The sequence below is a fragment of the Aliiglaciecola sp. M165 genome (genome assembly GCF_007197995.1).
Lineage (GTDB): Bacteria > Pseudomonadota > Gammaproteobacteria > Enterobacterales > Alteromonadaceae > Aliiglaciecola.
On the sequence record NZ_VKKH01000002.1, the window covers coordinates 250,152 to 276,594 of the forward strand.

Genomic DNA, 26,443 nt, shown 5'->3' on the forward strand with positions numbered 1-26,443 from the left:
TTGGACTGCACAGCTCTCGCCAAACCATTTAACGTTATTGTTACCCATGCTACTGCAGCTGACAACAATAGTTATCCTGGTCGTATCAGACTTATACCAATCCACATAAAGAAGTGGTCAGGTTTCGTTTACCAGTGAGCTTTAATGGAGTTTTACTCAGGTTTGGCGTTCAATTGATGTAACGATAACTCGAGGGACTCTACGCAACATTGAAAATCGTTTAGATCGACGCCTTGGTATGGCTGGAGTGCATGAAGGCGCTTAATTGCATCAAGTTGTTCTTGGGCAAATTGCCGGGTAGCAGATCCACTTCTAAGTTCAACCAGATGAGTCAAACCCTCTATTAGTCTAATTGTTACCGCTACTGAGGAAATTCCATATTGACGAATCTGATCATAGGCAGTACTCGCCAACCCTGCGAAGGAGTGTGGGCACCCCTCTAAACGACGTACTCCGTTGTCATCACAACTAATCTGTTGGTCTATGTCAATTTGGGCAATTTGGCATAGGATTGTCGTCAATTTGTCTACACAAGTTATTGCGGTATAAGGATCATTAACCCCAGGAGATAATGCCCTCACCGCAACTTCTACCAACTGGTGGATGGCATATTCTGGATCTTGAATAGGGGTACGTTGGCTGCCGATGACCATGCTTTCAGTCAAATCGTGCTCATCTTGAGATGAAAGGCTATGGTTTGATCGTATTTCGGCCAAAATCATTCCCTCGATAATCAAATTTCCAGGTCGCTTTTTAAGTTTAACGAATAAGCCTTGTTCAACAGCTTGTTTAAATAGGCTGTCTCGGTTCACCACCTGAAGATAACCATTTTTAGTTGCCGAAATGAATGACAGCTCAGTAAAGGCAGGTTGTACTTTAGCTGGTGTTCTTTCACTTTCTTGCAATGCTGTTTTATTGCCAGTTGAATCTTCGCCTTTAAGCTGGCCAATTGTGTGATCAATTTCACAATAAACGTCATTGACCACATGATCTGCACGAATAGACAACGCTACGTGATGGATAAAAAATATTAATACTAGGACACAAAACGCGGTTGACGCTAAGCACCAAAGTACACCAAGGCGAAAACCGATGTCTTGGTTTGATGCCAAACTCATAGCGTAGAGTAAAATAACGCAGTATGAGAAATTGGAAATAAAAGTGCCAAGGACAAACTGGGTGCCGGGATCGTTCATAAAATTTCGGATGAGGCGCGGTCCGAATTGTGAAGACGCTAAGGTCAACACAACGATCGTGATCGAGAATGCAATACTAGTGACAGTAATCATAGATGCCGCCACCGTGGATAAAAGGGTTTGCACGGTTTCGTGATCTAACGCGGACAGTGCATTGTACCAGCTAGCGTTTTTGCTATGCATCACCCCATCGACATGAACAAGAACCCACGCAACAAAAACTGACAGAATGACCATTAACACAGGTATAAACCAAAAGCTGGTTTTAACTGCATCGATCGTTTTGATTAGTCGATTGGATAGCTTCAAATCGAGTCCACGAGTATTAACATTAGATTGCTTCCGATAGAAACGATAAATAAACAGTAGCGCACAAATCTTTTTTCAGCATGTATTTTTAGAATCTAGATTATGAAGAAAGAGGAGAAAAGCGCTGCTTCGGTGTGCCTTAGAGAGTTTTGCCCAATACGCCCGCAGCGCAAAAAGAGAGCCGAAGCTCTCTTTGCAACGAGACTTAACAGTCTTTATCTTTAGCGTCTACGCCTTCTTTGACCTCTTCACAAGCATCTTCGACAGCATTCCCGGCGTCAGTCACGAGTTCATCTACAGTTTCTCCCGCCTCCTCTGCGCTGTCGTCTCCGCAAGCAGCTAAAGATAAAGTGAAAAAAGCGACTAGTGATAACTTTGATAATAAATTTAGATTTTTCATGACGATTTCCTTATTTAGTAGAAATTTACTTATATAGAGTTTTTACTGCATTTAAATTCTAGGCGATTTTCCGCGAATAGCCTGCGCAATGAGTGAAACAACCAGCAGGACAACAAACAAAAAGAATACAAACTTTGCAATTCCTGCGGCGGCACCTGCGATACCACCAAATCCAAAGACTGCAGCGACGATTGCGATAATGAAAAAAGTTAAAGCCCAACCCAACATTGTTTTTTCCTCCAGTTTAAAAAGCGAGAACACTAACAATCACTTGCAAATTTACGTGATACTTCTGGAAGTGCAGTTTCAACGATTAGGTTGCGAATTATGCGCCAATCTTTCAGACTTATTTAACTATATGTTTTTAATCACTTTTAATAAACATTTTAAAAAAATCTCAGAATGAACTTTTGATTAGAATTGCAAGTATTACACTTAACGGCGTAATAATTTCATAGCCGTTGGCAATTTTGAGAGAGTAATAATGAGCAGTGAAGGAAATTCAAACAGTCGCGTTTACAGATTATTGTTAGGCATTTCCAGCTCGACTAAAATTGCAGACCTACTTGTCTCTCCCAAAACCACATTGCCCTACATCCTAACCGCGAGCGGTGCACCAGGTTGGCTAATTCCACTTCTGGTGCCCATAAAGGAATCTGGTTCACTTATTCCTCAGTGGTTATTAAAAACGACCGTTTCAAAAAGATTTGGTAATCGCACTAGCCTGTGGCGTATAGGGGCACTCACTCAAGGTTTGGGGATCCTTTTTCTTGTCGCAAGTATTGCATTGTTTACCGAGCAGTTACTCGCAGCAAGTGTGCTTGGACTCTTGATTTTGATAAGTTTTGGCCGATCGATTTGTTCGTTAAGTATGAAAGATATACAAGCTGAAAGCATTGCTAAAGGCGAGAGAGGGAAATTGATTGGCCTCGCCTCCTCCATTTCAGGTGGGCTGACAATGGTCTCATCAGCGGTTTTTTTATTGTCTGACCAACCCCTAACGCAGGGCATAAGCTACGGGCTACTAATCGTTGGTGGGTTATTATTTTTGTTATCCATGTTATTTTCGTTGCCACTTTCTGTTCGTTATTCTCCAGAGTCCTCTGAACAGGAAAACATGCAACATTTCTGGCGGACAATTACAGAAGAAAAGAATTTACGCCATATCATTCTTAGTCGAATTCTAATGCTGCACAGTGCCTTGATTGTACCTTACATCGTCGCATCTGCTGTCGACAGTACCTCGACTACCTCTCAACTTCCTTTCTTTGTTGGCTTGTCGGCATTTGCATCACTCATCTCTTCATACATTTGGGGGATGTATGCAGACAAGGGAGCCATTACCACTTTGCGTATAGCCGCTACTGTTTGCATCTTAAGCGCATTAACCTTTGCAATAGGTCTCGATGAGTTAACCAATACAATGAAACTGATGCTGTTCTTTTTGTTAACCTTAGGCCATGCAGGGATTAGGACAGGAAGAAAGACCTATTTATTGGATATAACCGAACGTTCAAACCGAACCGGCTATGTCGCTGCGGGCAATACATGTGTCGGCATTGGGCTATTGTTATTGGGTGGTTTCTACGCACTGTTATCAAACTATATTGATGCAAATGTTGTGATGGTGATGACCATCGTTATGATTTTAGGGCTTGCTCATACTGTGAAGTTGAAAAGCGTCAAATCCTAGTCAGCTGCCCCTGTCAGGCAGCGTTGGGCTTCCAAGACATCTAGTAATAGTCATTTCCGATTTAAAATCTGCGCGGCCTGTTTGGCAAAGTATGTCAAGATACCATCGGCCCCTGCTCGTTTAAACGATAGCAGCGATTCCATAATGACGCTTTCTTCTTCTAACCAGCCATTCGCAAATGCAGCTTGATGCATCGCATACTCACCGCTCACCTGATAAGCAAATGTCGGCACCTGAAAACTGTCTTTACAGCGCCTGACGATATCCAGGTAGGGCATTCCTGGTTTCACCATAACCATGTCTGCACCTTCTTGAATATCCATAGCGATTTCATGCATGGCTTCATCAGAGTTTGCAGGATCCATTTGATAGGTTTTTTTATTGCCACCTTTTATATTTGCTGCAGAGCCGACGGCATCACGAAAAGGACCATAATAATGCGACGCATACTTAGCCGAATAAGCCATAATGCAGGTGTTAATATGACCGGCTTGCTCCAGCGCTTGGCGGATCAAACCTACTCGACCGTCCATCATATCTGATGGGGCAATAACGTCCGCCCCAGCGTCTGCTAAGGACAAGGCCTGTTTAACCAATACTTCACAGGTTTCATCATTCATTACGTATCCCTCGGTATTGATCAGTCCATCTTGTCCATGGGAAGTGAAAGGATCAAGTGCCACATCAGTAATGATGGCAATGTCTGGTACCGCTTCTTTGACCGCTCGAACAGTCTTTTGTGCTAATCCACTTGGATTAAACGCTTCGCTGGCACAATCTGATTTCAATTCCATCGGCGTAACAGGAAAAATAGCGATAGCAGGTACGCCAAGCTCAACTAACTCCTCAGCTTCTTTGATAATTAAATCGATGGAAAGTCTTTCGATTCCAGGCATCGAAGGTATCGCCTCTTTGCGATTGATACCTTCAACAACAAACATTGGATAAATTAGATCACTGACCGTCAGCCTATGCTCCGTCATCATATCTCGGGTAAATTTATGTTGACGCATTCGACGCATGCGCGTGGCGGGGAATTGTTGGTTAAGCATCTGTCACAACCTTCATTAGTTAAACGCTATCACGAGCATGAACATGATCGGCGACCACTTTGTTTCTTCCACCTCGTTTTGCCTCGTAGAGAAACTTATCTGCGGTTTCAAGCAAGTTTTTCTCGTCTTCAGCCGATGTCACGACTGTGGTCGCCACTCCAGCACTAATTGTAATATTCATCACGATGTCATCGACTTGAATAGGCTTATCTTCGATCTGTTTTCGCACTGTTTCAGCGACTAACGTGGCCCCGGGCAAATCAGTATTGGGCAGGATCAATGCAAATTCTTCGCCACCGTATCGACACGCATCATCAGTTGTCCGCTTAAGGTTTTCTTTTAACGTTTTTGCTACGTTAATGATCACTTCGTCTCCCACTACATGACCGTGGGTATCATTGATTTGCTTAAAGTTGTCTATGTCTAACATCACCACAGACAACTCCGTTTGTTCTCGCCGGCAACGTCGCACTTCGGCCTGATATTTTTTATCAAAGTGCTTGCGGTTGCGGATACCTGTCAGACTATCGGTCAAGGTTTGTTGCTCAAGCTCATTGTTAGTATCGGATAATTCCCGCAACGCTATCTCCAACTCCAACGTGCGTTCTTGTACTTTGTATTCCAAGTCCTCTTGGGCTTCTTCTTGCAAACGTAATGTTTTTTCTTGTGACTCACGCGCCATCCGCTCTTCAAGCAATGCCAGTTCCTGAACTTTAAATTGCTCATCCCGTTGTTGCCCATAAGCTATCGCCAGAGCAAACGCCAGCATGAAGGTTTCAATGGCAGCACCAAACATTAAAAGGTAATGTGCAGGGAGTTCGACCTTAAGAATATCCGCACTTTCAATGCTCGATAAAAATCCGCTCACTAACAATGCCGACCAGGCAAGTAAATAAAAACGCGCTAACTTAACACCCTTGATCCACAGCAGCGCTCCCGTGGCAAAAACCAGAGTCACACTCAGGCACAATAAAACCAGGTATAGCATGATGTAATAGTGATATGGAACGATAAAGCTGGCGACTAACGCGATACTCAGGACAACTTTGGAAATATTTAGCAGCCGCTCCATGATGCGACTATGAGCTTTAACATTGAGTAGCTGTTGACTAAAAATCATCACAAACAAGATGGTACAGGTTGCAAAAATACCGATACTACGACTTTGCAGCCAAATCCAATCTGGCCATAAATATTTGAAGCCCAACCCGTGCATTGTGAGCAAGGTTAACGTCATCGAAACGACGTAAATACTATAGGTTAAAAACGTATTTGAACCGGTTGTTACGTAAAAAAACAAATTGCTTAAGGTCATAGCGGCCATAAAACCAAAAAACAATCCTAAGACCAGGTTGTGTTCGCCGTTGTAGATCAAATAATCACTTTCATGCCAAATTCTGATTGGCAGCTTAACGGTGCCAGCCGTTTGAATCTTCACGATCACATCAAGTTGAGTAAGCGATTGCGGCACCGGAAACAACAATTTCTCGCTTTTAATTGCACGTTCTTCAAATGGCTTCTTGTCACCGCCATGATATTCCGCAACCAGTTCACCGTTTTGGAAATACCAGATTTCAACCACGTCCAACACTGCGTAATCAACTTCAAGCAAACGGGGTTCTGGGTTGATCGGCGGGGGGATGATGAATTTAAACCAATACGGATTTGGGTTCATGCCATAGGATAAAAGCTCATTCGACTCTTTTTCCCACTCTAAATCTGGCAATGCCCGCATGTTTTCGATGGTCAGATCGTCATTCTTATCCTCGATAAAAAGCGTGCCTTTTCCTACCTCAAAAAGATAGTCGGTGGCTTTTCCCATTTGCGCAACACTTATGATGCAAAACAGCGCCAAGACACACACCAAGCCAACTGACCAAGTCTGGTTAAAGCGAACTGTTTGGCTATTCAGAAGCAAAATCAGGCTCCAAGTTCAAAACACTGAGTGTATTTCGCCAACAATGATGCTTCAAGTACTGAACGTCCACATCGAGTAATTCAGCAACAAATTGGGCAATGTGAGGAATAGTTGCCGGCTCATTGTTGCGGGATTTGGTTTTTAGTGTTTTAGGCTTTAAATACGGTGCGTCGGTTTCTAGCAAGAGTTTATCGATGGAGATATGCGGCAGTGCTGTCCGAAGATCTTCACCTCTTTTTGGATCGCACACCCATCCTGTAATCCCAAAATAACATCCCAATGAGGCGTAAGCTTGCATCTGTTCTAGGTTACCAGTAAAACAATGCACGATGGCTGCTGGAAGGTCTTTGTGATATTTCTCCAGCAGCGCGAATTGTTGCTCAAAAGCGTCTCGTTCATGCAAATATACTGGCAATTGAATTTCGCATGCCAACTGTAATTGTTGCTCAAAAACGCTTAATTGCTGGTCAGCGGGTGAAAAGTTTCGATTAAAATCCAGACCACACTCACCGATTGCCACGACTTTGGGATTCGTCGCCAAATGCCTGAGTTCATCGATGAAATGACTCGACACATCTTTAGCATTGTGTGGATGCACGCCCGCAGTACTTAACATGTTTATCGGGTATTGCTCGGCAAGTTTAGCTGCTTCAGCACTGTGCGGATACGAGGTACCTATCAACAGCATATGATGCACGCCCTTTTCAAGGGCATGCTGAAGGGTAGTTTCTGGATCTAGACGCTTATCGGGCATGTTTACCCCTACGTCAAACCAAGCTTCCAAATTATTTGACTCGACTAACCCGGATACGTCGATTAACAGAATCTTTGCTCATATGAAAAGAACCAATAGCCCCGCGCTCGACATAAATCACATCATTTTCTTTAATTGACAATGAACTTCCATCTGCTTCTCGCCATACATGTCCGTTATCGAGAGTAAACAGGCGTTTTTTTCGGGCGTCTTTTTTAATACTGACAACAGTCGCGTAAATTTTATCTTCTGTGTCATCACGAAGATTACGCTGCTCCATGCCAAAATCCTGGTTCCTCGATGGTGACGCACTGACCGCAGGTTGCTGAGGCGCCGAGGTTTGAGGAACCGATGCAGATGGAGTATTTGCCGAAGTGGCTGGCAGAGGCGCTGGCACACTCATTAATTCATCGAGGCCGCCATATTTGTTTAAGTCGTTTACGATGCCGTCATAGCACACCAGTCTTTTTAGACTGTTCTGAACTTGACCACATTTTTTTAGAGCTTGAGAGATACTTTCAGCTTGCGCAGGCAAAGATAGCGAAGCGCTAACTACAACAAGGGACATTAACGCACTTTTTATATTTTTCATGAAACTTCCTGATGTTCTTCTTTTTCTTCAGTTTTACGGGAATATAGACTTCCAATGATCACCCCTACCTCAAATAGGAACCACATCGGGATAGCCAGTAAAGATTGTGATATGACGTCTGGTGGAGTCAACAACATGCCGACTACAAAAACACCAACAATGACAAAGGGACGTTTGGCCCTGAGTGTGGCTGCATCAGTAATACCTGCCCAGCACATCAGAATAATCGCTACGGGGATTTCAAACGCCAATCCAAAAGCAAAAAACAGTTTTAATACGAAATTTAGATAACTACTAATATCGGTAGTAAAAGCGACACCGGTAATTTCAATTCCTGCGAAAAACGCAAAAATAACCGGAAAAACAACAAAGTAAGCAAATGCGATACCCGCATAAAAGAGTAAGGTACTCGACAACAGCAGCGGCGCAATAAGTTTTTTTTCATTGCGATAGAGGCCCGGCGCAATAAATCCCCAGATTTGATACAACACAAACGGAATAGCAAGGAAAAAAGCCAGCACCAAGGTTAGTTTAAACGGGGCAAAAAAGGGTGCCGCAACGTCGGTCGCAATCATTTGCGAATTATCTGGCATAGCATTAAGTAGAGGCGTTGCCAGAAGGTGATAGAGATCCTGAGCAAAGAAAGCCAGCGGAACAAATACCACCAAGACACTAAGCAATGCTTTGAGAATTCTGCTGCGCAGCTCGATAAGATGCGAAATAAAGCTATTCGGTTCAGACATCTTTGTGCCCATCTTTTTTGTCGAGCTCAGGTTTTTTATAGGGTTGATTAACTGAATCTGCGGCAGACTTTAATTCTTCTACCGTTTTTTGCAAATCAGGAGACAGGTTATGCATGCCCTGTTGTTCGGCTTTTTTCAGATTTTCATGCAGTTCGTGAACACGCAACTGCTCTTCCACTTCGTTTTTGAAGCCAGAAGCCATGCTTCTGACGCTCCGGAAGGTTTTGGCCAAACTTCGCATAGCTCCGGGCAGCCGCTCTGGACCCAACACTAAAAGTGCTAGGACCCCGACGACAAGAATTTCCAAAAAGCCAATATCAAACATACTGATTCAAGTACGCAAAGTTATTCGGTTTTTTCAGACTGTTTAACAGACTCACTTTTTTGTGCTGTCTGTTCGGTTTTGTCTTCAACTTTTTTGCTTTCTTCTTCAAACTCAGCATCTTTGTCAGATACTGCTTTTTTGAATCCTTTAACAGCAGACCCCAAATCTCCGCCAAGTGAGCGAAGTTTCTTTGTTCCAAACAACAACAATACAATTACTAATACTATGAGCAGTTGCGCCCAACCGATGTTTCCCATCTCATTACTCCAGTCTAAATACTTGGGCTATTATACGTAGCAAATCGTAAACGTCACTGGATTTGATACGCAGAAAAAAAAAGAGCATGATTTATTGACCTAAATTGGAGTGTTTAGTTTGCAAAAAATTGGATTTATTGCACTTTTTTCTGTCCTAAGTGGGCTAATTCCTTATGCTGAGGCAAATCAGCAGGACGATGTGTGGCTTGATACCATGCATAAAAGCATCTCAGAATCTGTCATGGACTCTGCGCAGTGGTTTGACGACTTTTTTGCAAATCAGAATGTAACAGAAGATCAACAGGCCAAAGGAGAAGTAAGGCTCAGGCTTGGCTGGGAACCACGCTCAAGAGAATTAGACGAGTTTGAAGCAAGGCTCAGAGTCAGGGTGAAGCTACCAAAACTTAAAAATCGCGTTGACCTAATTCTATCTGACTCAGACGAAAATATTGACGATAAAGTCCGTGCTGGCCGCCAAGAAGACATAAATCGGCAAGACGACTTAACCATTGCGCTGCGCTATAAAATCAAACCAGACAGCGGCTTGTCACATAGAATTGGTTTTGGACGACGTTTCCAATATTTCGCCAAATCCCGCTATCGTGACAAGCACGACATAACTGATAAGCTCGAAATGCGCTATGACGCTTCAGTTTACTATTACAATCGCGACAAATTTGGCACAGATGCAGGATTGGGGTTTGATTATGAACAATCCAGTAGCACCTTATTGCGTTTCGAAAACCGTTTCTATTATCGTGATAAAACCGATGATTGGTTGTGGCAACACAGCTGGCAAGCCCTGCATCAACTCGATGAAAAAAGTGCCATTGTTTTTGGTTATTTTATTGAAGGTCTTAGCCGTCCCAATTACCGGCTAGAGGAATATCTATTGAGCGTTAAACTGCGCAGAAACACACTTCGAGAATGGCTGTATTACGACATAGAACCTTTTATTTTATGGCGCAGAGACGAGGGGTTTTCTGCATCCTATGGCATAGCATTAAGATTAGAAGGATTCTTTGGAGAGCGTTAAGGATATCAACTAAAATATTAGGACAAAATTCCTCAATCGATACCCTGAATACATTCAAATTGGCAAATTTGAGTATTCGAAAGTCTGGAGCGATGTTTATGATTTCAATCATCCGAAATCTTCTTATGTTTACAGCGTCGGCTGTAGTCATAGGTTACATAGCAGTTTGGGCACTGAGTGAATACAAACTAAGTAACGTAGACGTGCCTGCTCCTTGGTCCTACTCTATTGTCAGAGACGATACTGCGCTTGACCATGGCCGACATATTGCCAGAACCCGAGGGTGTTTCGGCTGCCATGGCCAACAATTGGAAGGCAGGGTATTTACTGATCAGTGGCCATGGGTAAAGCGCGCTGTTGCACCAAACTTAGCGGCTTTTGCCAAACAACATTCCTCTGAGGTGCTCGAAGCCTCGATCCGTCATGGCGTCGGCTATTCAGGAAAGGCTCTATGGTCTATGCCGTCGTATAATTGGGTGCATTTACGCGACATAGATCTCGCATCATTGATTGCTTTTTTACAAGCGGCACCAATTGTTGAAAAATCCTTACCCGATCCCGAATTAGGTTTTCAGGCAAGATGGGACATGCTTTTAGGGCGCGAACAAAACATGGTTGAATGGGTTGCCAAGGAGTCGTCACTAAAATACGAAACCAGTGCAAATTCATTGTTGAAAAATGGAGAGTATCTGGCAAAGACCACATGCAACGAATGTCATGGAACAGATTTAACAGGAATGTATCAGGCACCTAGTCTTGCCATTATCGCAGCGTACAACAAAACGCAATTTAGACAATTAATGAAAACAGGTACGTCTCAAGATGGTAGAACGGATTTGGGTTTAATGACAATGGTTGCCAAAGACAGGTTTGCCCACTTTAGTGACACTGAAATTGATCAATTGTATGCGTATTTAAATCAAGTTATCGCAGCCCAATAGCTCAAAAATATTGGTCCAACTGCACTTATCGACAATACACACAGCTGTCGTTTTACCTCTTTGATATCCTATTTGAATACAACTTCCCGAGCGGTATCGAGTATCGATGCGATTGCCGGATGTTTGATTTTCCGTTCTGCAGATATTGCGTAAAATCGCTGTTTGATTTCCTCCACCCTGCCGATGCATTTAACGTTAAAGGTCGTGCATATATCGTGTTCTATCGTTGATGGCATGAAAAAGACACCCAACCCAGATTGACCAAAACTCTTCATCAATGCGCTATCGTCAAATTCGCCGGTAATTCTTGGGAACAAATTGGATTTTTCTGCCCAGGCATCAAATTGTTGACGCACGGCGTATTGTTTTGTGGGCAACAGCATCGCAGTGCCATTTAAATTCGCAGGAAATTCCCCTGATAAGGTATTCGCTAATTCATCACTTGCAAAAAAACTTAATGGCGACTCTCCTAGATAGTGATTGTGTGCCTTAATACTAAATGCAGAAGTTATAGGGGTATCGCTAAGAACCAGGTCTACTTCGTGGATAGCCAGCTCAGCCAAAATACTCTCTACCGGCCCTTCTTTGCATCGCAGCCGCAAATCTTTTGCAACGCCTAAACAAGGCTCAATAATTTTGTGCACGATGGTCTTCGGCAAGGCACTGGCTGCGCTAACTATAAATTCGCTGGAACCACTTAATATTGAGCCTCGAAGCACATCATTCAGCTCTTTACCTAAACTAAAAATCTCTTCAGCATAACGCATAACAAGATGTCCGGTTTCGGTAAGCTCCAGAGAGCGCCCCACTTTGCTAAATAGATCATGCCCAAGCCTGTCCTCTAACAGACTGACTTGACCGCTAATGGTTTGCGGCGTGATATTGAGTGCTTGGCTAGCTTTGGAAATTCCACCCTCTTTAGCGACCCGCCAAAAATAATAGAGATGTTTGTAATTAATTTGCATGGAATTCACATTTAATTGCTGATGATATTAGTTCGAAAAATTCGAGCTTTTGGCTCACTATTTTCGATTTTTTTTAAGTTATTTTACTTGTTAAGGTTCATACAGTTTTGAAAAGAGGGTGTTTACGATGAATATTGATCTGCAAGCAAGAGACTTCAATTTGACCAATGCACATGAACTGCAAATACGGCAGAAGCTTAAGGTTGTTCTCAGTCGTTTTAGCCACAAAATACGACTCGCTCGAGTTGTTTTGTCGGATATCAACGGACCTAAAGGAGGGAAAGACAAGCGCTGCGCCATTTGTGTTGAGGTAAATAACCACAAAACAGTAGTAGTAGAAGAAGTCTCGGAAAACATGTTCGAGTCGATAAACCGCTGTTCACAGCGAGTCAAACGAACATTGACACGGATGTTAAATAAACGCCGAGTCAATACACGAGAAGACATTTTTATTGCGACAACCTGGACAAGTGATGGAAAGCAACATCGCGAAGTCGATGAAAGTTTTGACGAACGAAGAGAGCACCGCCGAGACTACGAGGCGATGAACGACTCGGAAGAATTTTACGGGGAGTATCCTTCGTTAAGAGCCTAAAAATGATGACTAAATATTGAAAGTAACTCCAACGCCGGATAGGGCTTATTAACCTCACCTATCTAGCGTTGGTACTGGCGCCTCATATGGAAAACAATGACTAATTTGTGAGACTAAGCTAGGCTACTATGCGATATAAAAAAGTATCAAATAGAATTATTTGGAGGTGAAGATGGGGTTATTGCAAAACGGTGAGTGGGTAGACCAGTGGTACGACACCAAATCAAGTGGTGGTAAATTTGAACGTCAAGCTTCACAATTTAGAGACACCATTTCTCTAGACGCATCAGCAAAATTTAAACCTACATCTCAGCGCTATCATCTCTATGTCTCACTTGCTTGCCCTTGGGCACACCGCGCTCTGATCTACAGAAAACTAAAAGGACTTGAAGCTCACATTGATGTTTCTGTGGTAGCACCTGACATGCTAGAAAATGGTTGGGAGTTTGCTGACTTTCCAGATGCTACAGGTGACAAATTATTTGGTTTTGACTATATGCACCAGGTGTATACCAAAGCTGACCCCAAAATTACTACCCGGGTGACGGTTCCAGTTCTATGGGACAAAGAAACTGAAACAATTGTTAATAATGAATCTGCTGAAATCATCCGTATCTTCAATACTGCATTCGACGAGTTAACCGGAAACACCCATAATTATTACCCTGAGGAGCTACAGGCGCAAATAGACGAAGTGAATGATCGGGTCTATCACAATGTTAACAACGGCGTCTATAAATCCGGCTTTGCTACTAATCAGATGGCCTACGAAGACGCGGTAATTCCATTGTTTGAAACCTTGGATTGGTTGGATCAACGCTTAAGTCAACAACGCTATTTAGTCGGTGATAAAATCACCGAAGCAGACTGGCGCTTATTCACCACTTTGGTTAGGTTTGATGCAGTGTATGTCGGGCATTTCAAATGCAATATACGGCGTATTGCAGACTACCCCAACTTATCGGGTTATTTGCGAGAATTGTATCAATATCCTGGTATTAAGGAGACGGTCAACTTCGTGCACATTAAACGACACTACTATTTCAGCCATGGGCACATCAATCCAACTCAGGTGATACCTGCAGGGCCAGTTTTAGATTTGGAAAAACCCCATGGACGAAAAGAAATGGAGTATTCGATTTAAAAGCAGTTTTTTTGTTACTTGGGCGAACGTAAACCTATCATATTGCCCTCAGTATCAATTACCAAGGCTACGAAACCGTATTCACCTATTTGCATTTTTGGTCGTTGGAGTGTTCCTCCGGCGGCTTCAACTCTGGAAGCTTCAAGAGCACAATCATCACAAGAAAAGTATATCAAGGTGCCGTTTCCTTCAGGTTTATAACCTTCCACACAAACTAAAGCACCGAATCCCTGGCGATTCTCATCGTTTGACGGAAATGCCCACATTTGCACTTGAGGAGATGGGATTTTATCCAAGGTGATATCAAGCATTTGCTCATAAAATGCCTTTGCTCTGGGCATATCTTCTACATAAATTTCAAACCAGCCAATCGGATTCATCTTTCCCCCTTTTTTCGCTATGGCGTTTTAAGCCAGGCTACAAACCAGGACACCAGGCCTGCGCCCGCTAAGCCCGCGCTCGGCCAAACACTACCAACATAAAGCGGCAAAATGCTAGCTAAAACCAGAAAGGTCGAACCGGTCAATATATAAAAAAGGTTCTTTTGTGAGCGCTGCTGTTGTAGCTGTTGCTGTTCAAAATGCTTTTGTTGCAACGCTGGCAGTTGTTTCACCTGACGCAAACTGTCGTAGATAAGATCAGGCATCTCTGGCAGCTTTTCTGACCAAAATGGTAGATTGGCGTTGATTTTTTTAATCATGGCAGTAAAGCCAATTTGTTCTTTCATCCAGCGCTCCAAAAAGGGTTTTGCAGTCTGCCAAAGGTCTAGCTGTGGGTACAACTGTCGGCCCAAACCTTCAATGTATAACAAGGTTTTTTGCAACAAAACCAGTTGAGGTTGCACCACCATATTAAAACGTCTAGCGGTGTTGAACAGCTGCATCAACACATTACTGAAGGAAATTTCTGCCAGTGGTTTTTGAAAAATGGGTTCGCAAACGGTGCGAATCGCAACTTCAAAGGCCTCTATGTCTGTGTCGGCAGGGACCCAACCAGAATCCACATGCAGTTCAGCAACTTTTCTGTAGTCGCGATTGAAAAAGGCGATAAAATTTTCCGCCAAATAGCGTTTATCATCACGATTTAGTGTGCCGACGATACCAAAATCGATGGCAATGTATTTCGGATTTTGCGGGTCCTGTTTGGACACAAAAATATTACCAGGATGCATGTCAGCATGAAAAAAGCTGTCACGAAAAACTTGGGTAAAAAACACTTCTACGCCGCGCTCGGCGAGTAATTTCATGTTGGTATTTTGTGCTTCTAATGATTCTACATCGGAAATGTGGATCCCATAAATACGTTCCATCACCATGACATCTTTAGCACAATGGTCACTGTATATTTTGGGTACATACAATGAATCAGAATTATCAAAGTTTCGTCTAAGTTGGATACCGTTTGCCGCTTCTCGAAGCAAATCCAATTCTTCGACAATGGTCTTTTTATATTCCTCAACCACTTCCACAGGGCGTAAACGTTTGCCATCGGGTAATAGCTTTTGCACCACAAACGCAAAGGCCAGCATAAGTTCAAGATCAGCATGTATCGTATGGGCGATATCAGGGCGGATAACTTTAACAATCACTTCTTTTTGATTGTGTTTTAAAATCGCACTGTGAACCTGGGCGATAGACGCAGAAGCAAGAGGCTCTGTTTGGAACTCCTCAAACAGATCTTCCAAATCATTGAGCTGCAATGATGATTTGATGATATCGATTGCTACCTGGCTATCAAATGGCTCAACCTTGTCTTGCAACTTGGCCAATTCATTCGCCACATCGGGTGTTAACAAGTCCCTTCTTGTTGAAAGCATTTGGCCGAACTTAACGAATACCGGTCCTAACGTCTGTAAAGCAAGTCGAATACGGCTACCTAGTGATTTATCAGGGTGTTTGTTGCGTAACCAAAACTGGCATTTTCTACCAACCTTTGCATACCAAGGCAACCACTTATCTGGAATGAGTTCATCCAGGCCATGTTGCAACATAACCTTATTGATTTTATACAGTCGCAATGCCCGCATGCTGAGTTAATCCTGCCCTAATTGTCGTTCGAGACGTTGGATCCTGGCTTCCAATCTCGCGGTGTCGCTGCGCAACACATTGATCTTATCGCAATAATCTACAACTAATATTTTATGCGCTGCAATTTGCTTTTCTTCGATAGCACCTTCAGCTAATACTGTTGTCAGTGTCGATATTCGATGATTCATTCGAGCAATGACAGACTTGCCCGTTTGCATCAGTGTGTGCGCGGCAACATCTCCAGTAACCTGAGACAAATGCTCTTCCCAATCGATATCCATTTCTGTGATCAACTGACTGAACGCCTGTGCCACATGAATATCACCGTCTAACACCAGATCATTGTTTTGAATCAATCGGGTAATTTGACTACTATCTTTTAAAACGCCAAGGGTGTTGATAGACAACTTCATTTGGCAATCTGCTTGGCTTTCTTCATCTCGATTGGCGATCAACACGTCTACCCTATCTGAAAAGCTAAAAACGAAGGGCCAGGGCGACTCAGTAATGTCGACCAGCATTTGCTTTCCTGACAATTTAGCCAGTTTGTGCTCCGATGTAGGATCCATATCAAGCAACTTATTCAGAGTTACTTCAAGCGCAGCACTGACGAGTTGGGCGGCTGGCATTAAAATTTAAATCCTCGATGCAGAGCAACAATGCCACCGGTCAGATTGTAATAACTTGTCTGCTCGAAACCCACAGCATCCATCATACCTTTGAGGGTTTCTTGATCTGGATGCATGCGAATGGATTCTGCTAAGTATTGATAGCTCTCGCTGTCGTTAGCAACCAGTTGGCCCATTTTTGGCAACAAATGGAAGGAATACACATCATAGGCTTTGCTCAGGAGTTCGTTTTCCGGTTTAGAAAACTCCAACACCAGTAGCCGCCCCCCTGGTTTTAGTACTCGATACATTGACGCTAGGGCTTTGTCTTTGTCGGTGACGTTTCGCAAACCAAATGCAATGGTGATGATATCGAATGTATTGTCTGGAAAGGGCAGCATTTCAGCATTTGCCTGGACGTAATCGATGTTGCCGACAATGCCCAAATTGCGCAATTTGTCGCGACCGACGTTGAGCATCGCGTTATTAATATCTGCCAATATCACTTGACCATTTTCACCAACAATTTTGGAGAATTTGGCTGCAAGATCACCGGTACCGCCGGCTAAATCGAGCACTTTATGTCCAGCTCGTGCACCAGAACAATCAATGGTAAATCGTTTCCACAGGCGATGGATCCCCATCGACATTAGATCATTCATTACGTCATATTTTGCTGCGACTGAATGAAATACCTCGGCCACCATTGAAGCCTTTTGGTTTTTTTCAACCTGCTTGAAACCAAAATGGGTCTGCGCTTCTGCGTCGCTTTGCTTATCACCTGCGACGACTTCCGCTCCTTCAGTTACTGCGGTGTCATTGGAATCGGAAACTTGGCTGTTGCTCATGCTTAATCCTTGTAAATTTCTGCGCCAAGTTTAACTAAATAACGCGCTGATGCCTAATAATACCAATCCACACAAAGAAGTGGTCATGCAGCGAGAAAGTAAATGGGCGTAATCAAGGCGCTTGAATGAATCAAGAGTGGGGCTCTTTTAAGTTCAAGCAACGCTGAGTACGCCCATTTAAATCTCGCCCGAAGGGAATGTCCCAGCGGCTTTTAACCGGCATTGTCGCTATTTGAAAGGGAACCACCCTTCGGGCATAGCGCCGCTTTGTTCAAAAACCGCTGGGCGCATTCTGACTGATCACTTCTTTATATGGATTGGTATAACAATCATAGAGTTCTAATTGTCAGCTTGAATATGATTGTCACCGACACTAAAAGAAATGATTTGGCTTATTTCCTGAAATGAACGATCACTTTGTTGGTGGAAATGATTAAACGCAGCCTGAATTGCATTGAGACTACGTTTTGATGTCGCTGAGCCGCTGATCACGTCTCGCTTGGTAAAATACCCGACGACATCCTGACTAAGTAAAAACGTATCTTTCCCCACAGCTCTAAGACCGTAGGCTCCGGTATTGCCACCAAGTCGGGAACCGTGCTTTTTAAGGTATGCCCATAATCCAACAATGTCATGACTTGGCCACTGGGCGACAAATTTTGCAAAGCTGCCATGCTCTCTGCGCACCGCATCGATCATTAACGCATTGTCTCGAATGGTTTTGACTTTGTTGTAGTTACGGATAATCGACGGATCAGTCGCTTTGCTTTCGAGCATCTCATCAGGCATTAGCAATATTTTGTCAATATCAAACTGAAAAAAGACGCGTTCAAAATCAGGCCATTTGTCTCGCACGACACGCCAAACAAAGCCCGATTGAAAGACCTTCTTAGTAAACTCTGCTAAAAATCGGTCGTCAGTGATTTTTTCCAGTTGCCTTGGAGATTTAGGTTTGCCCAACAACACCTCAAGCTTGCCCGGTCCACCTTTGCGTTCACATGCGCGCTGAAATAAATGCTCAAAACTTTCTAAATGAGCCATGAATTGCCTCTTGTGTCTAAATTTAGGCTGCTATGCCTGAATGCCTTAGCAATGCGTCGACCTGGGGTTCGCGTCCTCTAAATGCCACGAACAAGTCCATAGGCTCTTTACTTCCACCCATCTCAAGAACGTTATGCAAGAAATCTGCACCAACATCTGGGTTAAAAATACCTTCTTCTTCAAAGCGGCTGAAGGCATCAGAGCTTAACACTTCCGCCCATTTATAGCTGTAATAGCCCGCAGCATATCCACCAGCAAATATATGTCCAAAGCTGTTTTGGAAGCGATTAAATTCTGGCGGCACGACAACTGCGACTTGTTCTCGAACTGAATTCAATACGCTCTGAACCGAAGCGGGCTGCGACGGTTGGTAGTGCTCGTGCAAAGTAAAATCGAATAAGCTGAATTCCAGCTGTCGTACCATTTGCATGGCAGACTGAAAATTACGTGCAGCAAGCATCTTGTCGAGCAGGTCCTGAGGCAAAGGTTCATTAGTCTGGTAGTGACCAGAGATAAAAGCCAGAGCTTCGGGCTGCCAGCACCAATTTTCCAAAAATTGGCTAGGCAACTCTACCGCATCCCAAGGGACGCCATTTATGCCTGACACGCCAGACACATCAATCTTGGTTAGCATGTGATGAATGCCATGTCCAAACTCGTGGAACAATGTGATCACTTCATCATGGGTGAACAATGCCGGATTGTCGCCCACTGGACCATTGAAGTTACAGGTCAGATAGGCCACTGGGAATTGCTCACTCTGATCAATTCGCGTGCGCTTCACCTGGCATTCATCCATCCATGCTCCCCCACGCTTTTTCGGCCTGGCGTATAAATCGAGGTAGAAACTACCTCTTAAGGCACCTGTGTTGTCGATAATGTCGTAATAATTGACATCTGCATGCCAGGTATCCACATTTTCGCGCTTAACAATATTTACGTTGTATAGACGATTGACCACTGCAAACAACCCAGCCACGACTTTAGGCTCTGGGAAGTATGGGCGTAGCTGTTCATCGGAAATGGCATATTGTTGATGTTTGAGCTTTTCACTGTAGTAGGCCAAATCCCAAGCTTCTAGGGTGTCGACTTGATACGCATTGGCCGCAAAACGACTGACTTCTTGCAAATCTTGCTCGGCTTGAGGTTTAGAACGTTTTGCCAAGTCGGTCAAAAAGCTGGTGACCTGTTCGGTTGTTTTCGCCATTTTGGTCGCCAACGAGCGCTGAGCATAATTATCAAAACTGAGTAAATTTGCCAGTTCGTGACGCAGAGCTAAGGTTTCTTCAATAATTGCTGTGTTGTCAAACTCACCACCGTTTGGCCCCTGCTCTGATGCGCGAGTAGTATAAGCGATATACATTTCTTCACGAAGTTCGCGGTTGTCTGCATAAGTCATTACCGGCAAGTAGCTTGGAATGTCCAGGGTAAATAACCATCCGTCTAGGTCTTTACTTTTGGCTAATTGCGCTGCCGCCGCGAGTGCAGAATCAGGCAATCCAGATAATAGTGATTTGTCGTTGACATGCTTTTGCCATGCAAGTGTGGCGTCCATCACATTATTGCTGAAGGTTGAGGACAACTCAGAAAGTCGGCTCTTAATTTCACCATAACGACGCTTTTTCTCACCTGTTAGTGCAATTCCGGATAATTTAAAATCGCGGATACCGTTTTCTATCACTTTTTGCTGAGCTTCGCTCAAACTAGAGAATTGCTCTGAAGATTTGATGTGTTGATAAGCTTCAAACAGACCCTGATGCTGTCCAACCCAGGTGCCATAGTCTGATAGCAAAGGTAGGCAGGCGTCGTGTGCCTCTCGCAGCTCATCAGAACTGACTACAGAATTCATATGGGATACTGGTGACCACAGACGACTTAGCGCATCATCAACTTCATCAATAGGAGCCACGACATTCTGCCAATTTGGTGGCGAAACGGATACCGCCTGATCGATAGTGTTTTTACATTGTTCAATTGCCTTTTTAACCTGCTCTACAACAGCACTGACATCGATTTTCGAAAACTGAGGCAAGGCACTGATATCGGATTGCGTTACCTTCGCAATGTCTGTATTCATAATTTTCCCAATGGCTACTTTACATGGTGATGTAGTGTAGGTGTGGTCAAATCCTCAGAATTACAAGGTTGCTTTTCACAAAACTGCACATAGATTGTTAGCCCTATTGAAAGATTTTCGTTACTCCTGAGTTCTTTTGAATTTAATGGAGAAGAGCGTAATGCAGTTCAAATTGTTCTGATGCGGGTTAGTCTTGTTTCTAGATAAACATCGAGTTCAGGTTAATATTTCACTGGCACGGATTTGTGCTAGTGTTAGTTTTGTCGTCAACAATGGGATAAACAATGGCAGATTTTGATTATATATGTATCGGTGCGGGTAGTGGTGGTATAGCATCGGCAAACCGAGCGGCAAAATACGGTAAAAAAGTCGCAATTATTGAAGCGAAAGACATTGGTGGCACCTGCGTAAATGTTGGGTGTGTACCGAAGAAAGCCATGTGGTACGGGGCACAAGTTGCCGAAGCTATCAATTTGTATGCACCGGATTATGGCTTTGATGTCACGGTCAATAATTTTGACTGGAAAAAGCTGATCGAAAGCCGTGACGCCTATATCGAGCGTATCCATGCATCTTATGATCGCGTACTAGGCAACAACAATATTACCGTTATTCAAGGATTTGCCACCTTTGTTGATAAAAACACAGTTGACGTCAACGGCACACAATACACCGCCGATCATATTTTGATTGCCACCGGTGGTCATCCGAATATCGACAATGTACCCGGCGCTGAATACGGTATTACGTCTGATGGATTTTTTGCCCTGCAAGAGCAGCCCAAGCGCGTAGTGGTGGCAGGCGCAGGATACATTGCTGTCGAACTGGCCGGTGTGATGCATAGCCTTGGCAGTGAAACCCATTTGTTAGTTAGAAAAAATGCGCCATTACGAGATTTTGACCCCATGCTCAGTGAAACGTTAACTGAGATAATTCGTGATGACGGCCCAACGCTTCATACACATCACATTATCGAGGAAGTAGAAAAACACGACGACGGAAGTTTAACGGTTGTCATGACTAGTGGAGAGCGCATTGATACCGACTGCCTGGTTTGGGCAATTGGTCGCAGCCCTTCAAACGACAATATTGGATTGGACAAAATCGGCGTTGAGCTGGATGAAAAAGGCTACATCAAAGTCGATAAGTACCAAAATACCAATGTCGATAATATTTATGCCGTAGGTGATTGCATTGGCAAAGTCGAATTGACCCCAGTCGCGGTAAAAGCAGGACGACTGCTTTCCGAGCGCTTGTTCAATGGCCAGTCCGATGCACATATGGACTATGATTTGATCCCGACCGTAGTATTTAGCCATCCGCCAATTGGCACCATGGGCTTAACCGAACCTCAAGCCATTGCAAAATACGGCGAAGAAAATATCAGAGTCTACAACTCCAGTTTTGCCGCCATGTACACAGCGGTAACTTCACATCGTCAGATGACCAAAATGAAATTGGTTTGTGCGGGTAAGGAAGAGAAAGTTGTTGGTTTGCATGGCATTGGATTTGCGATGGATGAAATCCTTCAAGGCTTTGCCGTCGCCATTAAAATGGGTGCAACCAAAGCGGATTTCGATGCTTGTGTGGCGATCCATCCTACATCGGGTGAAGAATACGTTACGATGTAATTTTTTTAGCAAATTAACTAGCTCCAATATTGCTGCTTAGTAAAAATTGGAGCTAGTTTGTTTTTAGTTGTTCTACCCTGCACATTTAAAAGATTTTTCTGCCTGTTTTCCAAATCGAAAAAAATCCTGTAAATATTCAATTTTTTGTGTAACGAAATTGTAGTGGATTAGATCCTAAATCAATAAAATCTTGTCCGTCTAAAACGAAAAGGACAAGTTGTTCTGCTGCTGCTGTCATATTGAAGCCTCATTTTAATTGAGGAAATGACTATGCATATAAAAAAATCTCTGAGTACATTCGCACTCTTATTCACAACTTTTTTCATGATCAATCACGCAAGTGCGAAAGACGTATTTCATGGAAAAACGCTAGTGCTGGTAGTTGAAGCCGTGGCGGAAAATTCAACCTTGCACCCATCTCAAGGAGCCATTGTCCAGAAGTATGATAGGAAGAAAGTGCTAATTCAAAGCTTTGGCGACGATATTGAGTTAACAGCAAACAGTCGTTATCGTATTACGCGTAATAGAGCGCGCGTTTTGAAAGAAAGATTTGAAGACAACAATGGCAACGAACTGATAACCAAATATGTCTTCACATCTAAATACAAAGGAGACTGGACACGATTCACCGACGACAACGAATATTTGTCTAGCGGTCACTTTTACAGCATACCAGCCAATGCAACTGATTTTGCTCCGGAATCCCACGACGAAAAAACTGTAGTGCTCAGTTTACTGCTCGCGAAAAGTGATGTCTTAGAAGAAGGCACATATCCAAATCAAGGAACTGTTGTATTGCAAAGTTACCAAAATGATTTAACTTACACTGGTCAAGGATTCGGGCCGGGTACAGTATCCCACGAAGGGACTTTTAGTTTGAAAAAAATAGCACCAAACACGTTTATTGAGGAAACCATTCAAACCATCCCCGATTTTAACTATACCGCACCTTATGTCATGGTTTACCACTACGACAACTCATTTTCAGGGACTTGGTATCAAATGTTTGTAGACGGTTTAATACGCTTTGGTGGGAACTTTACCACTTATACAACAGCGCCTTAGAAGGAAAATATGAATAAATCAAAACAACCGTTTTCTTTATTCTCATGATCGAACTCTACAAACTTATATTTGTTTTTTGCGCAGGCTTCACCGCTTGCGCGCTCGCGAACCTTGTGTTTGTAAGACGCGGGGACAAAAAACTTAAATTACTTCAATGCACCCTAATTGTTTTGCTTTGCCTTCCTTCAATAAGCGCTTATTTCAAGCTGTTGGGGTTGCACGAATTGTCTGCTTTGCAGAGGATCAGCCAATCTCTCACTTGGACCTATGGCCCATTATTATATCTAAGCGCGCGACTAATTGTCGGAAATGCCGTGTCATGGGAACTACTGGGAATTCACTTATTTTTTCCGCTTTTTACACTTTTTTGCATTGGGATGGGGATCTCAATTCTTCCTACTGGTTTAATTCACGTTGTGGTGATGTTGCTTTTTCTGGTCGCTTACGTCAGTGCCACTATACGCCTGTTTACACAACACAAGGCCAGGATCCAAAAGCTGATAAGCGGACACCGCTATAACACATATTACTGGCATTTGTTTCTGATAGCAGGGTTGGTATTTTTAATCGTGTATGATTTGGTATTAATAACGATGTTTTACCAAAATTTATTAAAAGAATCGTTGTTTATCACCCTTATTTCTTCAGGACTTTGTTTGTTGGCCAGCATTTCGGCGCTTTTGTCCTTATTTCAACCAGGTTCAGAAAGTATTGCCACTATTAATAACAACCATAACGATTTGAAGTCAGAGATCGAGCCTGAACATCGTGTGCATCAACTTACTGCACAAGCAGCCAATTCTCTTAAAGCCCAATTGCAAGAATTAATGGAAAATGAAAAACTGTTTTTAGATGAAACACTAACCCTGGAATCACTGGCGAATTCGCTAGTGATATCTCGATATTGGTTGTCTGAGCTACTCAATATCCACATGAAAACATCATTTTATGAATACCTGAATGAAAAGCGATATGAAGAGGCTGTCAAGATGCTGCGCGATCCAAATTTACAGTTGAGTATTTCAGATATTGCTTACAGCTCAGGGTTTAACAACCGAAATAGCTTTTATCAAACGTTTAAATTAAAAACCGCAATGACACCCACTGAATTTAGGAAACAAGCGGCCAAGCAAAGTTGATCTTACGCTTATACCATCCTAGTTATTAAACTTGCTTTCACCAATAAAGGATGTCCAATCCATGTTTGTTCGATACTGGTACTCTCTCCAGCGACTGATTTTCTGGTTCTCGATTTGAACAATAACAATACCGTGAGTCAGTTTACCTTTATACCCGTTGTGGAACAGAGCCGACATTACAAGGCTTTGTATCGCGCGGTTTGTTACCGGCACGTGCGCAAGATTTTGGTGACAAGATGTCCGAATTTTTGCTTGCAATGGATTCTGGAACCTCACCTTTAGTTGGTCATCAGGTCATGCTTAATAGCAATATTCAGGCTGACGAATCATTGTTGATCAATGCAGCTGAAGCTGGACGAATTGAGTTGATCGCTTTTGTTTATGCTGAAATTAACCTTATGAGCTTCAAGTACCAGCCCGGCGATCAACTTTGGCAACCTAATAGTGGTCAGGAACAAGCTATATCACTAGACAGTTTGCGCCAACAAGCAACAAACGCATCAGTCCTGTTAATGGGAGTGTACCCCGGCACTGCAAGACGTTTGGCACTGGACTATGACCAAGACGATTGGATGAACCGATCACAGTAGTGAGAAATAGGCCATTTCCGTCAATGGCCTTTGTCAATCTGTGCTTTGTATTCTTTGAGTTTGTCATTGGGTCGGCAACGAACTCTAAGTCGTTGCCAACCACCAAGAAATGAAATTTTAACACTCAATTAATCGAGGCCAACCAATTCCTCAATTGCTCTCCAATATTGCTGGGCTGGGTTTCTTGTATATAGTGGATCCCACTGCCAACATGACCGACTTTTAGATCTGGAATATCAGCCTGTAATTGCATAACGAAGTCTTCGGTGAATATGAGGCCCGGAGAAGCATGTAGTGCCAATTTAGGAGTAGAAGTTGACTTCAACCATTGATAATTCGCACCGACCCGACCGGCATTGTCTTTTGGCGTGTTGTCAATTGGGATTTCTTTTGGCCATTGTGCCACGGGTTTTCTGCTCTCAATCGTTGGGTACGGCGCTTTGTAGTAGGCCATTTCATTTTCGTTCAAGTCACGACCTGACATCATAGGCAGCATTTTTTCCACAAAGAAATTGTCTACAGCAACAATATTGTGACCGTCTTGATCGTCTCTCAAACGTTTGAACAAGTAGGTGGTAACCATATCAGCTTCATCCCAACTCATGGGTCTGACTACGGCTTCCATTACAGCAACGCCAGTGACGTTATTTTCATGATTTGCGGCATAGTCCAAGCCAATGGCACCTCCCCAGTCGTGCATGACCAAAGCGATATCTTCAAGCGCCAGCGCCTCCACAAAGCCCTCAAAATATAGAATGTGATCGCTTAGGCGATAATCAATATCGGGTTTATCGCTTTTACCCATTCCAATAAGATCAAGCGCGATTACACGGTAGTTTTGCTCCAGCGCAGGGATAATATTGCGCCATAAATAACTGCTCGTGGGATTGCCATGGAGCAAAACAACAACAGGCCCACGGCCTGATTCTACGTAGTGTATTTTGCTGCCAAGCACATCGATATATTTGCTTTCGAATGGAAACGCATCACTGATATTGGCTTCAGCATCATCGACTTTAGGTGCAATGTAAGGCATCACCGACAAGCATCCTTGAATGCCTATCATCACAAGGATAAAAAAAAGTATTTTCGTTAACGTAAATTTAGTTAGCATCTTGTTGTACCTCCATACCAGGGTTTATGCAGATTAACGACGCCGTTTTGGGATCAGACAATCGCTTGCGGATTTTAATTAGCGGTTGATATTCGTCATCTGCATACCATGCATCAAACACTTGGCGAGAAGGAAATTTTAGTATGGCGGTCATGTTGTGGTGGGCATCTCCTTCTATCACGTCGATATCAAATGACGCACTCACAACCTCGACTTCATGGCGCGAATTTATCCGTTGTAGCGGTTTTATGTAGTGTTCCATAAATGTTTCTTTGTCCTCAATTCGAAGCTGTGCCAGTACATGCACGGGGTGTTGCTGAGTCATTTTATTCTCCTTTCGCATCTATCAATGCGGTTTTGATACTTAGTTCACCGATTGGTGA

At 43.3% G+C, this 26,443-nt stretch carries 28 protein-coding genes; 9 read left to right on the forward strand and 19 right to left on the reverse strand.

All coding sequences use genetic code 11. From position 1 onward, the window contains the following. Positions 1–152: 152 nt before the first annotated feature. From FM019_RS03355 to FM019_RS03365, 3 genes are all read right to left on the reverse strand, one after another. Positions 153–1,505 carry a DUF2254 domain-containing protein gene (locus tag FM019_RS03355; RefSeq protein WP_143834487.1) on the reverse strand — a complete coding sequence of 451 codons (1,353 nt, stop codon included), beginning with the start codon at positions 1,503–1,505 and terminating at the stop codon, positions 153–155. Positions 1,506–1,710: 205 nt separating this feature from the next. After that, complete coding sequence (locus FM019_RS03360) at positions 1,711–1,905, reverse strand: hypothetical protein (protein WP_143834488.1); 195 nt, start codon at positions 1,903–1,905, stop codon at positions 1,711–1,713. Between the two features lie 51 nt (positions 1,906–1,956). Beyond that, positions 1,957–2,133 (reverse strand): DUF1328 family protein, encoded by a 177-nt coding sequence (locus FM019_RS03365; RefSeq protein ID WP_143834489.1) that lies wholly within the window; start codon positions 2,131–2,133, stop codon positions 1,957–1,959. A 256-nt stretch (positions 2,134–2,389) separates the two neighbouring features. Here FM019_RS03365 and FM019_RS03370 point away from each other — a divergent pair, with 256 nt between their 5' ends. Beyond that, the gene (locus FM019_RS03370) at positions 2,390–3,598 is read left to right on the forward strand and encodes an MFS transporter (protein WP_143834490.1); all 1,209 of its coding nucleotides are present in this window, start codon (positions 2,390–2,392) and stop codon (positions 3,596–3,598) included. Between the two features lie 50 nt (positions 3,599–3,648). On the opposite strand, the gene hemB is transcribed toward FM019_RS03370, so the two are convergent. The 7 genes from hemB to tatA are packed head-to-tail and all read right to left on the reverse strand — an operon-like array spanning position 3,649 to position 9,239. Beyond that, positions 3,649–4,650 carry a porphobilinogen synthase gene (gene hemB / locus FM019_RS03375; protein WP_143834491.1) on the reverse strand — a complete coding sequence of 334 codons (1,002 nt, stop codon included), beginning with the start codon at positions 4,648–4,650 and terminating at the stop codon, positions 3,649–3,651. A gap of 19 nt (positions 4,651–4,669) precedes the next feature. Further along, a complete protein-coding gene (locus FM019_RS03380; protein WP_143834492.1) occupies positions 4,670–6,568 on the reverse strand; it encodes a diguanylate cyclase in 1,899 nt (632 codons plus the stop codon). Beyond that, positions 6,555–7,352 carry a TatD family hydrolase gene (locus FM019_RS03385; RefSeq protein WP_143834493.1) on the reverse strand — a complete coding sequence of 266 codons (798 nt, stop codon included), beginning with the start codon at positions 7,350–7,352 and terminating at the stop codon, positions 6,555–6,557. The genes FM019_RS03380 and FM019_RS03385 overlap by 14 nt, the downstream gene beginning before the upstream one ends. Position 7,353: 1 nt before the next feature. Further along, positions 7,354–7,914: a hypothetical protein gene (locus FM019_RS03390; RefSeq protein WP_143834494.1), complete on the reverse strand. Its 561-nt coding sequence runs from the start codon at positions 7,912–7,914 to the stop codon at positions 7,354–7,356. Beyond that, positions 7,911–8,657, reverse strand: a complete 747-nt coding sequence (gene tatC / locus FM019_RS03395) for a twin-arginine translocase subunit TatC (protein ID WP_143834495.1) — start codon at positions 8,655–8,657, stop codon at positions 7,911–7,913. Before tatC ends, FM019_RS03390 begins: the two co-directional genes overlap by 4 nt. Beyond that, positions 8,650–8,982, reverse strand: a complete 333-nt coding sequence (gene tatB / locus FM019_RS03400; protein ID WP_143834496.1) for a Sec-independent protein translocase protein TatB — start codon at positions 8,980–8,982, stop codon at positions 8,650–8,652. The genes tatC and tatB overlap by 8 nt, the downstream gene beginning before the upstream one ends. Before the next feature lie 20 nt (positions 8,983–9,002). Beyond that, entirely contained in the window at positions 9,003–9,239 is a 237-nt protein-coding gene (gene tatA / locus FM019_RS03405) for a twin-arginine translocase TatA/TatE family subunit (RefSeq protein WP_143834497.1), read from the reverse strand. Positions 9,240–9,357: 118 nt separating this feature from the next. Here tatA and FM019_RS03410 point away from each other — a divergent pair, with 118 nt between their 5' ends. Both FM019_RS03410 and FM019_RS03415 read left to right on the forward strand, forming a co-directional pair. Further along, positions 9,358–10,275, forward strand: coding sequence for a hypothetical protein (locus tag FM019_RS03410; protein ID WP_260681512.1), 918 nt, complete (start codon positions 9,358–9,360; stop codon positions 10,273–10,275). A gap of 98 nt (positions 10,276–10,373) precedes the next feature. Further along, complete coding sequence (locus FM019_RS03415; protein ID WP_185969171.1) at positions 10,374–11,216, forward strand: cytochrome c; 843 nt, start codon at positions 10,374–10,376, stop codon at positions 11,214–11,216. A gap of 68 nt (positions 11,217–11,284) precedes the next feature. On the opposite strand, the gene nhaR is transcribed toward FM019_RS03415, so the two are convergent. After that, positions 11,285–12,181: a transcriptional activator NhaR gene (gene nhaR / locus FM019_RS03420; RefSeq protein WP_143834499.1), complete on the reverse strand. Its 897-nt coding sequence runs from the start codon at positions 12,179–12,181 to the stop codon at positions 11,285–11,287. A gap of 127 nt (positions 12,182–12,308) precedes the next feature. Here nhaR and FM019_RS03425 point away from each other — a divergent pair, with 127 nt between their 5' ends. Beyond that, a complete protein-coding gene (locus FM019_RS03425) occupies positions 12,309–12,776 on the forward strand; it encodes an HPF/RaiA family ribosome-associated protein (RefSeq protein ID WP_143834500.1) in 468 nt (155 codons plus the stop codon). Between the two features lie 172 nt (positions 12,777–12,948). After that, positions 12,949–13,920, forward strand: a complete 972-nt coding sequence (locus tag FM019_RS03430; protein ID WP_143834501.1) for a glutathione S-transferase family protein — start codon at positions 12,949–12,951, stop codon at positions 13,918–13,920. A gap of 14 nt (positions 13,921–13,934) precedes the next feature. Here the strand turns inward: FM019_RS03430 and FM019_RS03435 are convergent, their stop codons facing one another. The 6 genes from FM019_RS03435 to prlC form a co-directional block, all read right to left on the reverse strand. After that, the gene (locus FM019_RS03435) at positions 13,935–14,300 is read right to left on the reverse strand and encodes a VOC family protein (protein ID WP_143834502.1); all 366 of its coding nucleotides are present in this window, start codon (positions 14,298–14,300) and stop codon (positions 13,935–13,937) included. Positions 14,301–14,317: 17 nt separating this feature from the next. Further along, entirely contained in the window at positions 14,318–15,946 is a 1,629-nt protein-coding gene (ubiB, locus tag FM019_RS03440) for a ubiquinone biosynthesis regulatory protein kinase UbiB (protein ID WP_143834503.1), read from the reverse strand. 6 nt (positions 15,947–15,952) lie between these two features. After that, positions 15,953–16,576: an SCP2 domain-containing protein gene (locus FM019_RS03445; RefSeq protein WP_143834504.1), complete on the reverse strand. Its 624-nt coding sequence runs from the start codon at positions 16,574–16,576 to the stop codon at positions 15,953–15,955. Beyond that, positions 16,576–17,403: a bifunctional demethylmenaquinone methyltransferase/2-methoxy-6-polyprenyl-1,4-benzoquinol methylase UbiE gene (gene ubiE, locus FM019_RS03450; RefSeq protein ID WP_143834505.1), complete on the reverse strand. Its 828-nt coding sequence runs from the start codon at positions 17,401–17,403 to the stop codon at positions 16,576–16,578. The genes FM019_RS03445 and ubiE overlap by 1 nt, the downstream gene beginning before the upstream one ends. A gap of 339 nt (positions 17,404–17,742) precedes the next feature. Next, on the reverse strand, positions 17,743–18,444 hold the full coding sequence (locus FM019_RS03455) for a DNA-3-methyladenine glycosylase I (protein ID WP_143834506.1): 702 nt from the start codon (positions 18,442–18,444) through the stop codon (positions 17,743–17,745). A 22-nt stretch (positions 18,445–18,466) separates the two neighbouring features. Continuing rightward, entirely contained in the window at positions 18,467–20,521 is a 2,055-nt protein-coding gene (prlC, locus tag FM019_RS03460) for an oligopeptidase A (RefSeq protein ID WP_143834507.1), read from the reverse strand. Positions 20,522–20,805: 284 nt separating this feature from the next. On the opposite strand from prlC, the gene gorA reads away from it, so the two are divergent. The 4 genes from gorA (at position 20,806) to FM019_RS03480 (ending at position 24,946) form a co-directional block, all read left to right on the forward strand. Next, positions 20,806–22,152 (forward strand): glutathione-disulfide reductase, encoded by a 1,347-nt coding sequence (gene gorA / locus FM019_RS03465; RefSeq protein WP_143834508.1) that lies wholly within the window; start codon positions 20,806–20,808, stop codon positions 22,150–22,152. 270 nt (positions 22,153–22,422) lie between these two features. Beyond that, positions 22,423–23,217: a hypothetical protein gene (locus tag FM019_RS03470; protein ID WP_143834509.1), complete on the forward strand. Its 795-nt coding sequence runs from the start codon at positions 22,423–22,425 to the stop codon at positions 23,215–23,217. A 314-nt stretch (positions 23,218–23,531) separates the two neighbouring features. Continuing rightward, positions 23,532–24,356 (forward strand): helix-turn-helix domain-containing protein, encoded by an 825-nt coding sequence (locus tag FM019_RS03475; RefSeq protein ID WP_185969172.1) that lies wholly within the window; start codon positions 23,532–23,534, stop codon positions 24,354–24,356. A gap of 236 nt (positions 24,357–24,592) precedes the next feature. Further along, entirely contained in the window at positions 24,593–24,946 is a 354-nt protein-coding gene (locus FM019_RS03480) for a hypothetical protein (protein ID WP_143834511.1), read from the forward strand. A 124-nt stretch (positions 24,947–25,070) separates the two neighbouring features. Here FM019_RS03480 and FM019_RS03485 read toward each other — a convergent pair whose 3' ends face one another. Together FM019_RS03485 and FM019_RS03490 are read right to left on the reverse strand one after the other, a co-directional pair. Then, a complete protein-coding gene (locus FM019_RS03485; protein WP_143834512.1) occupies positions 25,071–26,060 on the reverse strand; it encodes a haloalkane dehalogenase in 990 nt (329 codons plus the stop codon). After that, positions 26,050–26,385, reverse strand: coding sequence for a DUF1330 domain-containing protein (locus tag FM019_RS03490; protein WP_185969173.1), 336 nt, complete (start codon positions 26,383–26,385; stop codon positions 26,050–26,052). Before FM019_RS03490 ends, FM019_RS03485 begins: the two co-directional genes overlap by 11 nt. Positions 26,386–26,443 lie beyond the last annotated feature (58 nt).